This is a genomic window from Paenarthrobacter sp. 22069, assembly GCF_052046035.1.
Classification (GTDB): domain Bacteria; phylum Actinomycetota; class Actinomycetes; order Actinomycetales; family Micrococcaceae; genus Arthrobacter.
On the sequence record NZ_JBQEQF010000016.1, the window covers coordinates 23,367 to 36,846 of the forward strand.

Here is a 13,480-nt window from a genome sequence, read left to right on the forward strand (position 1 = left end):
GACTTCTTTGTTGTTAGCGTTCACACTTACTGCAGCACTTAGCTTGACCCCGACCCCTACAACCCCGGTAATGAGGCCGTTGCCTCCCGGGACGGAGGCAACCACATGCCAGACGCGTTGTTCACTTCCAGCTCCGAGCCCCGCCCCGACCATTGCGTCATCGGGGTGGACTACGGAACCCTTTCAGGCCGTGCCGTAGTGGTTCGGGTCCGTGACGGCAAGGAACTCGGCAGCGCCGTCCATGAGTATCCCCACGCCGTGGTGACCGGTTCACTGCCGCGGGACGTGGCGGGCGACGACGGCGCACGGCTTCCCGGGGAGTGGGCGCTTCAGGTTCCCAACGACTACCGGGAGGTCCTGCGCACCGCAGTCCCCGCCGCGGTGGCCGACGCAGGGATCGACCCGGCCGCCGTCGTCGGAATTGCCACCGACTTCACCGCGTGCACCATGGTGCCCGTAAAAGCCGACGGTACGCCGCTGAACGAAGTGGCTGGGTTCGGGAACCGGCCGCACGCCTATGTGAAGCTGTGGCGCCACCATGCCGCCCAGGGGCAGGCCGACCGGATCAACCGGCTCGCCGCCGAACGGGGCGAGGACTGGCTTCCGCGCTACGGAGGTCTGATTTCCTCGGAGTGGGAGTTCGCCAAGGGGCTGCAGCTGCTGGAGGAAGACCCCGAGGCCTACGCCGAGATGGACCACTGGGTGGAGGCTGCGGACTGGATCGTCTGGCAGCTCTGCGGCCGGTACGTCCGGAACGCCTGCACCGCCGGCTACAAGGGCATCTACCAGGACGGCCGGTATCCGTCGGAGGATTTCCTGGCGGCCCTGAACCCCGACTTCAAGGACTTTGTCAGCTCCAAGCTGGAGCACACCATCGGTCGGTTGGGCGATGCCGCCGGCAGCCTCACGGCGGAGGCCGCGGCCTGGACGGGGCTGCCTGAGGGCATCGCCGTGGCGGTGGGAAACGTTGATGCGCATGTGACTGCCCCCGCGGCGAAGGCTGTGGACGCCGGCCAGCTGGTGGCCATCATGGGCACCTCCACCTGCCATGTCATGAACGGCACTGAGCTGCGCGAAGTGCCGGGAATGTGCGGGGCCGTGGACGGCGGCATCGTGCCGGGAATGTGGGGCTACGAGGCCGGCCAGTCAGGGGTGGGGGACATCTTCGGCTGGTTCACCAAGTACGGGGTCCCGCCCGAATACCACCAGGCGGCCAGGGAGGCCGGACTGGGGATCCACGAGTACCTGACCGAACTGGCATCCCGGCAGGCGATTGGGGAACACGGGCTCATCGCCCTGGACTGGCACTCGGGGAACCGCTCGGTCCTGGTGGACCATGAGCTTTCGGGCATCGTGGTGGGCCAGACCCTGGCCACCCGGCCCGAGGACACCTACCGTGCGCTGCTGGAAGCCACCGCGTTCGGGACCCGCACCATCGTGGACGCCTTCCGCGAAGCCGGTGTGCCGGTCAAGGAATTCATCGTGGCCGGCGGCCTGCTCAAGAACAGGCTCCTGATGCAGATCTATGCGGACGCCACCGGTTTGCAGCTCTCTACCATCGGCTCGGAGCAGGGCCCGGCCCTGGGATCGGCGATCCACGCCGCCGTGGCCGCCGGTGAATATGCGGACATCCGCGAAGCCGCCGCAGCCATGGGTGCCGAGCCCGGCGAGGTTTATACCCCTATCCCGGAAAACGTGGCCGCCTATGAGGAACTGTTCCAGGAGTACAAGGCCCTGCACGACTACTTCGGCCGCGGCGGCAATGACATGATGCACCGGCTCAAGGCCATTCAGCGACGGGCGTCCGGCTCGCTCCTGGGTTCCGGCCAGTCTGCCGTGGAGGTGTCCGCATGAGCGCCGGAACCGGAGCTGAAACGGTCATCCTGGAAACCATTGCAAGGATCCGCGCGGAAGTGTGTGCGCTGCACGCCGAGCTGACCCGGTACGAACTGGTGGTGTGGACCGCGGGCAACGTCTCTGCCCGGGTGCCGGGCACCGACCTCATGGTCATCAAGCCCTCCGGAGTCTCCTATCAGGACCTGACTGCGGAGCAGATGATCGTGACCGACCTGCACGGCACCCCCGTCCGGGGCACCAACCTTGGTGGAGGCGGGACCGTCGACTGGGGGAATCCGCCGCTGTCGCCGTCGTCCGATACCGCCGCGCATGCCTACGTCTACCGGCACATGCCCGAGGTGGGCGGGGTGGTGCACACGCACTCCACCTATGCCACGGCGTGGGCGGCCCGGGGGGAGGCGATCCCTTGCGTGCTGACCATGATGGGGGACGAGTTCGGCGGCGAGATTCCGGTGGGCCCTTTCGCGCTGATCGGCGACGACTCGATTGGGCACGGGATCGTGGAGACGCTGAAGAACTCCAATTCGCCGGCGGTCCTGATGCAGAACCACGGTCCGTTCACCATCGGCAAGGACGCCCGGTCCGCGGTGAAAGCCGCCGTGATGTGCGAGGAAGTGGCGCGCACCGTCCACATTTCCCGGCAACTGGGTGACCCGCTGCCCATGTCCCAGGACTCCATCGACTCCCTTTACGCCCGCTACCAGAACGTCTACGGCCAATAAAAAGCACAGGCAGCTAGAAGACACAGGCCAATAACCGGCCCCCGAAACTTTCCAGGAGAATCATGAGTACCGCAGCAAACACCTCCCTCGACGGCTACGAGGTCTGGTTCCTTACCGGCAGCCAGCACCTTTATGGTGAGGAGGTCCTCAAGCAGGTGGCCGCGCAGTCACAGGAGATCGCGAACCAGCTCAATGCGTCCTCCGCGGTTCCGGTCAAGATCGTGTGGAAGCCGGTCCTGACCGACTCGGATGCCATCCGCCGCACCGCTCTGGAGGCCAACGCGGATGACTCGGTCATCGGCGTGACCGCGTGGATGCACACGTTCAGTCCGGCGAAGATGTGGATCTCGGGCCTGGACCTGCTGCGCAAGCCGTTGCTGCACCTGCACACCCAGGCCAACCGCGACCTGCCGTGGGCGGACATCGACTTCGATTTCATGAACCTGAACCAGGCCGCGCACGGTGACCGCGAGTTCGGATACATCCAGTCCCGCCTCGGCATCGCCCGGAAGACCGTCGTCGGGCACGTCTCCAACCCCGAGGTTGCACGCCAGGTCGGGTCCTGGCAGCGGGCCGCCGCAGGGTGGGCCGCCATCCGCACCCTGAAACTGACCCGCTTCGGCGACAACATGCGCAACGTGGCCGTCACCGAGGGCGACAAGACAGAGGCCGAGCTGCGCTTCGGCGTCGCGGTCAACACCTGGTCCGTCAACGAGCTCGCCGACGCCGTGCACGGCGCGGCGGAGGCCGACGTCGATGCCCTGGTGGCCGAGTACGAGGACCTGTACGACGTGGTGCCGGAGCTCCGCGCAGGCGCGGCCCGGCACGACTCCCTGCGCTACGGCGCCCGGATCGAACTGGGCCTGCGGTCCTTCCTCGAAGGGAACGGCTCCGCCGCGTTCACCACGTCCTTCGAGGACCTCGGCGCGCTCCGGCAGCTTCCCGGCCTGGCCGTGCAGCGGCTCATGGCCGCCGGGTACGGGTTCGGCGCCGAGGGCGACTGGAAGACCGCCATCCTGGTCCGCGCCGCGAAGGTGATGGGTGCCGGCCTGCCCGGCGGCGCCTCCCTGATGGAGGACTACACCTACCACCTGGAACCCGGGTCTGAGAAGATCCTCGGCGCGCACATGCTCGAAGTCTGCCCGTCCCTCACGGCAGCGAAGCCGCGGCTGGAAATCCACCCGCTGGGCATCGGAGGCAAGGAAGACCCGGTCCGGCTGGTGTTCGACGCCGATGCCTCCCCGGGTGTCGTGGTCGCCCTGTCCGACATGCGGGACCGTTTCCGCCTGGTGGCCAACGCCGTCGACGTCGTCCCCCTGGACCAGCCGCTGCCCAACCTGCCCGTGGCCCGCGCCCTGTGGGAGCCGAAACCGGACTTCGCCACCTCCGCCGCCGCCTGGCTCACCGCCGGCGCCGCCCACCACACTGTGCTCTCCACCCAGGTGGGCATGGACGTGTTCGAGGACTTCGCCGAGATCGCCAAGACGGAACTGCTCACCATCGACGAAGGCACCACCATCCGCCAGTTCAAGAAGGACCTGAACTGGAACGCTGCCTACTACAAACTGGCCGGCGGCATCTGACCCGTGGCGCGGCTGAGGACGGGGCGCCCGCGGCGGCCACGGGAAAGACCCCTGTGACCCCTGGCGGGCAGCGCCGGCTGCCGAGGCTTGAGGACGTGGCAGGGCTGGCCGGGGTCTCGCACCAGACGGTATCCCGGGTGGTCAACCGGCATCCCAACGTCAGCCCGACCACCCGGGAAAGGGTGGAAGCGGCGATCCTGGAGCTGGGGTACCGCCGCAACACCGCAGCCAGGAGCCTGGTTACCCGGCGCTCGCAGACCATCGGAGTCCTGGGCAGCGAGCTCTCGCACTACGGTCCCGCCAATACGCTGCTGGGGGTGGAACGCGCTGCACGGGACGCGGGCTACTTCGTGAGCGTCGCTGCGCTGCGGGAGGTCCACCGTGACGCGATCCTGGACGCCGTGGGTCATTTCCTGGACCAGTCGGTGGACGGGATCGTGGTGATCGTGCCGCACCTGGCCACGCTGGCCGCGCTCGCGGAACTTCCCATCGGAGTGCCGGTAGTCGCCGTGGGGCCGGACGGAAACGACACCGTGGGCGGGGTCAGGGTGGACCAGCGCCGCGGCGCCGAACTGGCCGTGCGGCACCTCATCGGGCAGGGGCATGTCCGGATCGGGCACGTGGCGGGACCCCAGGACTGGATCGACGCCGTGGCCCGCGCTGACGGCTGGCGGTCCACCCTGGAGTCTGCGGGGCTTGCCGCCGACCTTGTCACCGAGGGTGACTGGAGCGCCGGCAGCGGTTACAGGATCGGCCGGCGGCTTGCTGCTGCCCGAAGCGCCACCGCAGTTTTCGTGGCCAACGACCAGATGGCGCTGGGGGTCCTGTGCGCGTTGAACGAAGCCGGCATCAGGGTTCCGCAGGACGTGTCGGTGGTGGGCTTCGACGACCAGCCGGAAGCCGGCTATTTCAGCCCGCCGCTGACGGTGGTGCGGCAGGACTTTGAAGAACTTGGCCGGCAGTGCATGCAGATGATGCTCACGGCGCTGGATGGCGTGGAGGAGCCGCGGACGCTGGTGGTGGAACCCGAACTCGTCCTGCGCAGCAGCACGGCGCCGCCGGCCCGCTGACCCAACCACGGGAGAGTTAATCCGGGGGAGACCGCCACGAAACGTGGCCACAACAATGCCTGCGTACGTTTCAGGCATGACGGCAACCCTGCTTACCCGGCTCCGCGACTGGGCCCTGGATACTTTCACCTACGAGTCAGAGTCCCAGGCCGCCGGCGCCACGGCCGATGCCACCCGCTGGGGTTGGCTGCCTGCCCTGAGCGGTGTGTCGATCGGAGCCGACGTGGCCCGCTCCGAGCACCTGCGGTCAGGGCCTGCAACCGGGGATGTGTCTGCTTGACCACACTATTGCGCCGGTAGCGGGATCATGCCCTAAACTGCTGCACTGAGGTGCCTGAAATGGCGCTGCGCAGCAACGAAAGTGAACACGCTATGGCTACCGATTACGATGCTCCACGCAAGCAGGAGGAAGAGTCGCCCGCTGACTCTCTTGAGGCACTCCAGGCGTCCCGGAGCGGCAACGCGCAGACCGCGGTCATCGATGTCGACGAGAACGACACCGCTGAAGGTATCGACCTCCCCGGCGCCGACCTGTCCAACGAGGAACTGACCGTCATTGTGGTTCCGGAGCAGTCCGACGAGTTCACCTGCTCGTCGTGCTTCCTGGTCCGCCACCGCTCCCAGGTTGCCCGCGAAAGGGACGGCCTGAAGTACTGCCGCGACTGCGAAGGCTAAGCTCCTTCCTGATTTTCCATGCGCCGGCCACCTCCTGGAGGTGGCCGGCGCTGTTATGACCGGTAACGGTGAGGTGCAGGGACCATGCCGAAAGGGTAAAGAATGGCACCGCCTGGACCCATGTTTTACCCGGCCTTTATGGTTGCCCGCACAGATTAACGGTTGCGCCCCGAAGAGGCCACAAACCGCCCGCTGCCGCCCCGGGAGTCCTACCCTGAAGCTATCCAATCGCTCCTTCTTTGGGTGGCACATTTATGAAGAAAATCGCCATCTGGCTTGCGGTAATTTTCCTTGCTGCAGGCCTGGGTTTGGTGGTTACGGGGCCCGCCTCGGCCGCCACGCCATACTGCGGACTCACCTGGGGTTCGCTGATGAAGACGGACGGCGCCATGAGCGGCGCGCCCGTAACCAACGTCCGGACCGGGCAGCATTACTGCTTCGACCGGCTGGTGGTCGACCTGGGCGGCATGCCCGCACCCGGCTACAGCGTCCGCTACGTAGGACAGGTGATCCAGGACGGGTCCGGGGCAGTAGTGCCCACGCGGGGCGGCGCCCGGCTCCAGGTCGTCGTCAAGGCGCCGGCCTATGATAACAACGGGCAGTCCACCTACGCCCCTGCCGACAAGGCAGAGCTCTCCAACGTTTCGGGATACCAGACCTTCCGCCAGGTGGTTTGGGCAGGAAGCTTCGAGGGCCAGACAACCATCGGCCTGGGCGTGCGTGCCCGGCTGCCGTTCCGCGTGTTCACGCTGGACGGACCCGGGGCGGGCTCCCGGCTGGTGGTCGACGTCGCGCACTACTGGTGAAAGCAAAAGGTGCCGTGCCNATGGGGCACGGCACCTTTTTTTGTGCTCAGGGGCTTCCTAGTCCGGAACCACCAGGTTTATTCCGGAACCACCAGGGCGGGGGTGTCCTTCTTGAGGGTGTCGCCCCGGAAGAATCCGGGGTGGGTGCGTGACATGACCAGCATGACGACGGCGCCCAGGGCCAGGATTCCGATGCCGAGGATGAACACCAGCCCCACGCCGAAGATCTCGGAACCGCTGCCGAACTCGGGTGCCAGGCTGTCGATGGCGGTCTGGACGAACACCACGAACAGTCCCACGCCGCCCACCACCGGGCACACGAGCCGGAGCAGGAAGTGCCGCGCGCTGCTGAACAGGCTGTGGCGGAAGTACCAGGTGCAGGCCAGGGCGGTAAGCCCGTAGTAGAAGCAGATCATCAGGCCCAGGGCCAGGATGGTGTCATTCAGGACGTTTTCGCTGACCACGTGCATCACCGCGTAGAACCCCGCGGACATCACGCCGGCGGCGATGGTGGCGAAGCCCGGCGTCGAGAACTTCTTGCTGATCCGGCTGAACGGCTCCGGCAGGGCGCCGTAGTGTGCCATGGCCAGGAGGCTTCGGGACGGTGACATGAAGGTGGACTGCAGCGATGCGGCGGAGCTGGAGAGTACGGCGAGGGACATCAGGATCGCGAACGGCCCCATGATGGGTGAGGCCAGCGCCGTGAAGATGTTCTCGTGGTTTTCCGCGTTGTTCAGGCCGTTGCCGGTATCGCCGACGCCGGCGAACATCATGGTGGCGATGCTCACCAGGAGGTAGATGGCCAGGACGATGACGGCGGTCAGGGTGCCGGCCACTCCGGCGGTCTTCTTGCCATTGGCCGTTTCCTCGTTGACGGTGAGGCAGACGTCCCAGCCCCAGTACACGAAGATGGACAGCGAGATGCCGGCCGCGATCTGGCCGAAGGTCTCGATCTTGGTGACATCGAACCAGTCCCAGCTGAACGGGATGGCCGTTTCGGAGCTGGACCAGTTGGCGAAGGCCATGGCGACGAACAGGCCCAGCACCAGCAGTTGGAAGCCCACCAGGCTGTACTGCACCAGCTTGGTGGTGTGCAGGCCGCGGTAGCTGACCCAAACGGCCAGCGCCACGAAGACGAAGCAGGTCACGACGTTCAGGGCTTTGTTGTCCGCCAGGTCAGCCAGTTCGGCGGAGCCGGTGAGCTGCGACAGGAAGAGGTAGAAGAAGTCGACGGCGACGCCGGCCAGGTTGGACAGTACGATGATGTTGGCGGCCAGCAGGCCCCAACCGCCCATCCAGCCGATCCAGGGTCCAAAGGCTTTGGTTACCCACGTGAAGGTGGTTCCGCTGTCCGGGGAGTCAGCGTTGAGCTCCCGGTAGGCGAGCGAAACCAGGATCATCGGAATGAACCCGATCAGGAAGATGACGGGCAGCTGGAGACCGGCTTCGTTGACGGTGGGTCCCAGTGCGCTGGTGAGGGTATAGGCGGGGGCGATAGTTGAAATGCCCAGGACGACGACGGCGAGGAGCCCGAGCTGCCCGCCCTTGAGTCCCTTGGCGCTGACGCCGTCCGGGGAGGGGGCGTGGGCGTGCGGACCGGGTTTGGCCGTACTGGTGCGGATTGTCTCTGTCATGGCACCACTTTCTGGAAGGCTGTGAGACGGAGGTCACTATATGAATGGCGTTCATTTAGTATGGGGGTGCCGGGCGGCGGATGCAAGATGAAATATGAATCACATTCGTTTATGACTCATTTTCAAAATTAGTAAGCTCACTGAGAAATTGGCGGAGACCCTGCCGCCACCGCATCCATCGCTGGTAGCGTCTGCCTTATTGGACCACCAGAGGAGGACGCATGAAAGCTTCACCGACACTGACCAACAACCTGCAGGCCGTACTTGCTGACCTGATCGAGCTCCACGTACAGGGCAAGCAGGCGCACTGGAACATCGTGGGCACCAACTTCCGCGACCTTCACCTGCAGCTTGATGAGATCGTCGACGCCGCCCGCCAGTTCGCGGACGATACAGCCGAACGCATGCGCGCCCTGCACGCTCTTCCCGACGGCCGCAGCTCCACCGTCGCTGAAACCACCAGCCTGGCCCAGTTCCCCGACGGGCTGATCAGCACCACGGACGCCATTGAACGGATTGTCGCCGCCATGGAGGCCGCCGTAGGCACCATGCGTAAAGTCCATGACGAAGTGGATGAGGAAGACCCCACGTCGGCTGACCTGCTGCACGAGTTCATTGCCCGGCTGGAGCAGTTCGCCTGGATGGTGCAGGCGGAAAACATGAAGCCGACCGCGAAGGTAACCGCCGCCGACTCCAAGTAGCCGGCCGCCACCCGCCATTGGCTTGGCGCCCTTTGCAGGGGGATCCCCTGCAAGGGGCGCCTTTTTCGTGCCCGCCCCTAGGACGCTTTCGGCACCCTGCGAAGGACGACGGCGGCCAGGACTGCCGCCGCCGCCATCAGGACCAGCGCAATCGCCGCAGTGATGTGGACGCCGGAGTCGAAGGCGGCGGCCGCGGCGTCCCTGGTGAGCTGTGCCAGCGGAGCGGGAAGGCTGGCTGCTGCTTCAACCGCCCCGGCCAGCGTTTCCCTGGCGTTGTGCAGGCCGGGACCCGGCAGTATTCCGTCCACCCCTGCCGGCAGCCGCAGGTTCTGCTGGTAGGAGGCCGTCAGGATGGAACCGAGCACCGCCGTCCCCAACAGGGATCCCACCTCATAGCCCGTTTCCGAGATCGCTGCAGCCGCCCCGGATTTCTCCGGTGGCGCTGAGCCGAGGATGAGGTCGTTGGAGATTGTTTCCGCCGTACCCACACCCAGCGCCAGGACCAGCAGGGCCGCCAGCAGCAGCGAGGGCCCGCCGTCGTGGTTCCCGAACGTCACCATGCTGTAGCCCGCCGCGCTGAAAGCGAGCCCTGCCGCCACCACTGCCCCGGGACGCACCTTGCGAACCAGGGGAACCACGATCAATCCGGAGACCACCGTGGCCGCCAGTGCCGGAATCATGGCGACGCCGGCCGCGGACGGGGTCATCCCTTCCAGCAGCTGGAGATGCTGGGCCAGGAACAGGATGAAGCCGTTGAAGGAGAACAGGGCGAGGATGTTGGCGCTGATGGCCATGCTGAACACTTTGTTCCGGAACAGTGACATGTCAAGCAGGGGGTGCTCCAGCCGGTGCTGGCGACGGACAAACGCGACGCCCATGGCCAGGCCGAAGAGGATGCTGCCTATCCCGGCTGCGCCGGGACCTTCCGTGGCCACCGCCTTGATGCCGTAGACCACGGGAACCATGACCAGCATGGAGAGCAGGATGCTGGGAACATCCACCCTCCCCGGGGCCGGGTCCTTCGATTCCGGAATGAGGGCCGGTCCACCCGCCAGCAGGGGGAGCATGAGGGGGACTGCCACCAGGAACACGGCACCCCACCAGAAGTGCTCCACCAGCCATCCGCCGAAGATCGGCCCCAGGGCCGCGCCGCCCGAGAATCCAGCGGCCCAGATGGCAACCGCAAGCCGCCTGCGGTTGGGCTCCGGGAAGATGTTCCGGATCAGCGACAGCGTGGACGGCATCAGCATGGCACCAAAGAATCCCAGGGCTGCCCGGCCGGCAATCAGCCACTCGGGCGTGGGTGCAAAGGCCGTCGCGGCTGAAAGCGCGGCGAAGCCCAGGCTGCCAATGATCAACAGCCTCCGCCGCCCGATCCGATCGCCCAGGCTTCCCATGGATACAAGCAGCCCGGCCAGCACCAGCGGGTAGGCGTCGATGATCCACAGCAGCTGCACGCCGGACGGGTCCAGGGCGCGGGCAATGGCCGGCAGGGCGAAAGTCAGGGCCGTGTTGTCCACTGCCACCAGCAGTACCGGAAACATCAGCAGCCCCAAGGCGGCCCAATCGCGCCGCCGGGAACGCGCGGCGGTAGCCGCCGGGGGAGTGGGTGCGGTCGTCGTCATGCGATAACTATACCGTCCAGACGGTATAGTTTGAAACTGCCGATATTCCGCGTTCCTGCGGTAAGCCGGGCATGATGGGAGGCATGCCCCGAAAGCCTGTAGCCCGTGACGCGGTCCTTGACGCCTTCGAGTCCCTGCTGATCGAAGTGGGGGAGCGGGCTGCGACCCTCGACGCCGTGGCGCGAAAGGCCGGGGTGTCGAAGGGTGGCCTCCTGTACCACTTTCCGAACAAGGAAGCGCTCATCGCCGTGCTGCTTGACCGGCTGGAAGGGCTGGCCACGGCCGACGCCGATGCCATGGCCTCGGCCAGCGAAGGCGCTGCGGCATACTTCATCCGTTCTTCCGTCTGGGCCGACACCCCCCTGGACCGCGCCATCGTGGCTGCCACCCGACTCGCCGAAGTGGCGCACGAAGAGACGCGCCGCCGTTTCGCGGCCATCCAGCAGCGCTGGCTGGATGAGATCGCGGCCGACGTGGGGCCGGGCCTGGCCAAGGCCGTCCTCTACATGGGTGACGGGCTGTATTTCAACGCCATGCTGTCCGTAGCGCCCGCGCCGGAGGGGGGAGGGGCGGCCGATGTCGGGGAACTGCTGGCCGCGCTGGAACGGCTCCGCAGGTAGGCTGCGGCATTTGCCGGGAAGGCCTGCCCCGTAGGACAATGGAAAGTTGTGAGGGCTGTCGCCGGCCGTCATAAACCCACAACTTAATAGCCTTTGATCTGCGGCGGGAGAGTTCTGCCGGAAGTACAGGCAGGCGCCGTAGGAGCAAATCCTCCCCAGGAATCTCGCAGGCCCCTGTACCGCCGCGGCGAGGCGCCTCTGGAAAGCAGCAGGCAGTCATCCTTCCTCCCAGAGAGGGGCCAAAGGCTGTTGTGCTCACCGACGGTGCAAGCGGGTCCTGCCCAGGCAGGGGACGCGGAAACTCTCAGGTCCAATACAGAGCGGGGAGGAACCCGAATAGCTGTGGCGTACCCTGCGCCGCCTGAGTAAATGGAGTTCCTTGTGTCGGTTTCCCCAGCCTCCACCACCTTCGTAGACCGCCATATCGGCGCGCGGCGCCAGGCCGACGTCGACACCATGCTCAAAGCCGTGGGCTACGACACTGTCGACAACCTGGTGGACACCGCAGTACCCAAGGTCATCCGCCAGGAGACCGCCCTCCGCCTGCAGGACGCCCTCAGCGAAGTGGAAGTCCTCACCGAGCTCCGCAAACTGGCTGCGAAGAACAAGACCGCCGTCCAGATGATCGGCCAGGGCTATTACGACACCGTTACTCCGCCGGTGATCCGCCGCAACATCCTGGAATCCCCTGCCTGGTACACGGCCTACACGCCCTACCAGCCGGAGATCTCGCAGGGCCGGCTCGAGGCGCTGCTGAACTTCCAGACCATGGTCCAGGACCTGGTGGGCCTGCCCATCGCCAACGCGTCGCTGCTGGACGAGGCCACGGCCGTCGCCGAGGCCGTGCTGTTGATGCGCCGCGCCAACAAGGCCAAACCCGCCGCCGACGGCAAGACGGTCCTGGACAGCGATGTGCTGCCCCAGACCATCGCCATCGTCCAGGGCCGCGCCGAGGCGCTCGGCTTCGAGGTTGAGGTGGCCGACCTGTCCAAGGGCCTGCCGGAAGGTGACATAAACGGCATCGTCCTGCAGCAGCCCGGCGCCTCCGGACGCGTCTGGGACCAGTCCGGTGTCATCGCCGCCGCCAAGGACCGCGGCGCGCTGGTCACCGTTGCCGCCGACCTGCTGGCCCTGACCCTGATTACTCCTCCGGGCGAGCAGGGTGCGGACATCGCCGTCGGCTCCGCCCAGCGCTTCGGTGTTCCCCTGTTCTTCGGCGGCCCGCACGCCGCCTACATGGCCGTCCGCAAGGGCCTGGAACGTTCACTGCCCGGCCGCCTGGTGGGCGTGTCCAAGGACGACGCCGGCGTCCCGGCCTACCGCCTGGCGCTGCAGACCCGTGAGCAGCACATCCGCCGCGAGAAGGCCACGTCCAACATCTGCACCGCCCAGGCACTCCTGGCCATCGTCGCCTCCATGTACGCGGTGTACCACGGACCCGATGGATTGAAGGCGATCGCCGGAACGGTGCACGGCCACGCGCGCACCCTGGCAGCCTCGCTTGCCGATGCCGGCGTGGACGTCCTGCACCAGAGCTTCTTCGACACCCTGACCGTGCGGGTCCCCGGACGCGCAGCCGCCACCATTGCCGACGCCGAGGCGCGCGGCATCAACCTGCGGCACATCGACGGCGACACGGTGGGCATCTCCCTGGATGAAACCACGACGGCGGCCATCGTCGCCCAGGTTGCCGACCTCTTCGGCGCCCATGTCGCCGACGGGGACGGCTTTGCCCTGGAGGCGGCCGTCGAGCGTTCCTCCGACTACCTGCAGCACCCGGTGTTCAACACGCACCGGTCAGAGACCCAGCTGCTGCGCTACATCCGCAAGCTCTCTGACCGGGACCTCGCGCTGGACCGCACCATGATCCCGCTGGGCTCCTGCACCATGAAGCTGAACGCCACCGCCGAGATGGAGGCCATCTCCTGGCCCGAGTTCGCCTCCATCCACCCGTTCGCCCCGGACTCCCAGACCGAGGGCTGGCGTGAACTTATCGCCGGATTGGAAGCTGATCTCGCGGAGATCACCGGCTACGACCAGGTGTCCATCCAGCCCAACGCCGGCTCCCAGGGCGAGCTCGCGGGCCTGCTGGCGATCCGCGGCTACCACCACTCCCGGGGCGAGCAGCAGCGCAACATCTGCCTGATCCCGGCGTCCGCGCACGGCACCAACGCCGCCTCGGCCGTC

The 13,480-nt window shown here is 66.6% G+C and carries 11 protein-coding genes, 1 pseudogene and 1 riboswitch; of the genes and pseudogenes, 10 read left to right on the top strand and 2 right to left on the bottom strand.

Going from position 1 to position 13,480, the window contains the following annotated elements; all coding sequences use genetic code 11:
* Window positions 1–105 precede the first annotated feature (105 nt).
* The 7 genes from araB to ACTJK0_RS14100 all read left to right on the top strand — a co-directional run bounded on the left by araB (window position 106) and on the right by ACTJK0_RS14100 (window position 6,713).
* Window positions 106–1,854, top strand: coding sequence for a ribulokinase (araB, locus tag ACTJK0_RS14070; protein WP_110544006.1), 1,749 nt, complete (start codon window positions 106–108; stop codon window positions 1,852–1,854).
* Window positions 1,851–2,579 (top strand): L-ribulose-5-phosphate 4-epimerase, encoded by a 729-nt coding sequence (locus ACTJK0_RS14075; protein ID WP_110544004.1) that lies wholly within the window; start codon window positions 1,851–1,853, stop codon window positions 2,577–2,579. The genes araB and ACTJK0_RS14075 overlap by 4 nt, the downstream gene beginning before the upstream one ends.
* A 62-nt stretch (window positions 2,580–2,641) precedes the next feature.
* The gene (araA, locus tag ACTJK0_RS14080) at window positions 2,642–4,162 is read left to right on the top strand and encodes an L-arabinose isomerase (protein WP_110544003.1); all 1,521 of its coding nucleotides are present in this window, start codon (window positions 2,642–2,644) and stop codon (window positions 4,160–4,162) included.
* Window positions 4,163–4,215: 53 nt separating this feature from the next.
* Entirely contained in the window at window positions 4,216–5,232 is a 1,017-nt protein-coding gene (locus ACTJK0_RS14085) for a LacI family DNA-binding transcriptional regulator (RefSeq protein ID WP_110544001.1), read from the top strand.
* A gap of 76 nt (window positions 5,233–5,308) precedes the next feature.
* A complete protein-coding gene (locus ACTJK0_RS14090) occupies window positions 5,309–5,512 on the top strand; it encodes a hypothetical protein (RefSeq protein WP_110544057.1) in 204 nt (67 codons plus the stop codon).
* Between the two features lie 92 nt (window positions 5,513–5,604).
* Window positions 5,605–5,907, top strand: coding sequence for a DUF4193 domain-containing protein (locus ACTJK0_RS14095; RefSeq protein WP_440745578.1), 303 nt, complete (start codon window positions 5,605–5,607; stop codon window positions 5,905–5,907).
* A 254-nt stretch (window positions 5,908–6,161) separates the two neighbouring features.
* Window positions 6,162–6,713: an AMIN-like domain-containing (lipo)protein gene (locus tag ACTJK0_RS14100; RefSeq protein ID WP_110544000.1), complete on the top strand. Its 552-nt coding sequence runs from the start codon at window positions 6,162–6,164 to the stop codon at window positions 6,711–6,713.
* A 77-nt stretch (window positions 6,714–6,790) separates the two neighbouring features.
* Here the strand turns inward: ACTJK0_RS14100 and ACTJK0_RS14105 are convergent, their stop codons facing one another.
* Window positions 6,791–8,347, bottom strand: a complete 1,557-nt coding sequence (locus tag ACTJK0_RS14105; RefSeq protein ID WP_440745579.1) for an APC family permease — start codon at window positions 8,345–8,347, stop codon at window positions 6,791–6,793.
* Between the two features lie 221 nt (window positions 8,348–8,568).
* Between ACTJK0_RS14105 and ACTJK0_RS14110 the strand changes: the two genes are divergently transcribed.
* Window positions 8,569–9,048, top strand: a complete 480-nt coding sequence (locus tag ACTJK0_RS14110) for a Dps family protein (protein WP_043451386.1) — start codon at window positions 8,569–8,571, stop codon at window positions 9,046–9,048.
* A gap of 77 nt (window positions 9,049–9,125) precedes the next feature.
* Here the strand turns inward: ACTJK0_RS14110 and ACTJK0_RS14115 are convergent, their stop codons facing one another.
* Window positions 9,126–10,673, bottom strand: coding sequence for an MFS transporter (locus tag ACTJK0_RS14115; RefSeq protein WP_440745580.1), 1,548 nt, complete (start codon window positions 10,671–10,673; stop codon window positions 9,126–9,128).
* A gap of 83 nt (window positions 10,674–10,756) precedes the next feature.
* On the opposite strand from ACTJK0_RS14115, the gene ACTJK0_RS14120 reads away from it, so the two are divergent.
* Window positions 10,757–11,293 carry a TetR/AcrR family transcriptional regulator gene (locus tag ACTJK0_RS14120; protein WP_110544055.1) on the top strand — a complete coding sequence of 179 codons (537 nt, stop codon included), beginning with the start codon at window positions 10,757–10,759 and terminating at the stop codon, window positions 11,291–11,293.
* Window positions 11,294–11,387: 94 nt separating this feature from the next.
* A riboswitch (glycine riboswitch) is annotated at window positions 11,388–11,485 on the top strand.
* 177 nt (window positions 11,486–11,662) lie between these two features.
* A pseudogene (locus ACTJK0_RS14125) lies at window positions 11,663–13,480 on the top strand (glycine dehydrogenase (aminomethyl-transferring)); the annotation flags it as partial.

What these genes read in the sequence shown, in the direction of transcription:
- araB (WP_110544006.1), top strand. Translation starts at nt 106, where the DNA reads ATGCCAGACGCGTTGTTCACTTCCAGCTCCGAGCCCCGCCCCGACCAT.
- ACTJK0_RS14075 (WP_110544004.1), top strand. Translation starts at nt 1,851, where the DNA reads ATGAGCGCCGGAACCGGAGCTGAAACGGTCATCCTGGAAACCATTGCA.
- araA (WP_110544003.1), top strand. Translation starts at nt 2,642, where the DNA reads ATGAGTACCGCAGCAAACACCTCCCTCGACGGCTACGAGGTCTGGTTC.
- ACTJK0_RS14090 (WP_110544057.1), top strand. Translation starts at nt 5,309, where the DNA reads ATGACGGCAACCCTGCTTACCCGGCTCCGCGACTGGGCCCTGGATACT.
- ACTJK0_RS14095 (WP_440745578.1), top strand. Translation starts at nt 5,605, where the DNA reads ATGGCTACCGATTACGATGCTCCACGCAAGCAGGAGGAAGAGTCGCCC.
- ACTJK0_RS14100 (WP_110544000.1), top strand. Translation starts at nt 6,162, where the DNA reads ATGAAGAAAATCGCCATCTGGCTTGCGGTAATTTTCCTTGCTGCAGGC.
- ACTJK0_RS14105 (WP_440745579.1), bottom strand. Translation starts at nt 8,347, where the DNA reads ATGACAGAGACAATCCGCACCAGTACGGCCAAACCCGGTCCGCACGCC.
- ACTJK0_RS14110 (WP_043451386.1), top strand. Translation starts at nt 8,569, where the DNA reads ATGAAAGCTTCACCGACACTGACCAACAACCTGCAGGCCGTACTTGCT.
- ACTJK0_RS14115 (WP_440745580.1), bottom strand. Translation starts at nt 10,673, where the DNA reads ATGACGACGACCGCACCCACTCCCCCGGCGGCTACCGCCGCGCGTTCC.
- ACTJK0_RS14120 (WP_110544055.1), top strand. Translation starts at nt 10,757, where the DNA reads ATGCCCCGAAAGCCTGTAGCCCGTGACGCGGTCCTTGACGCCTTCGAG.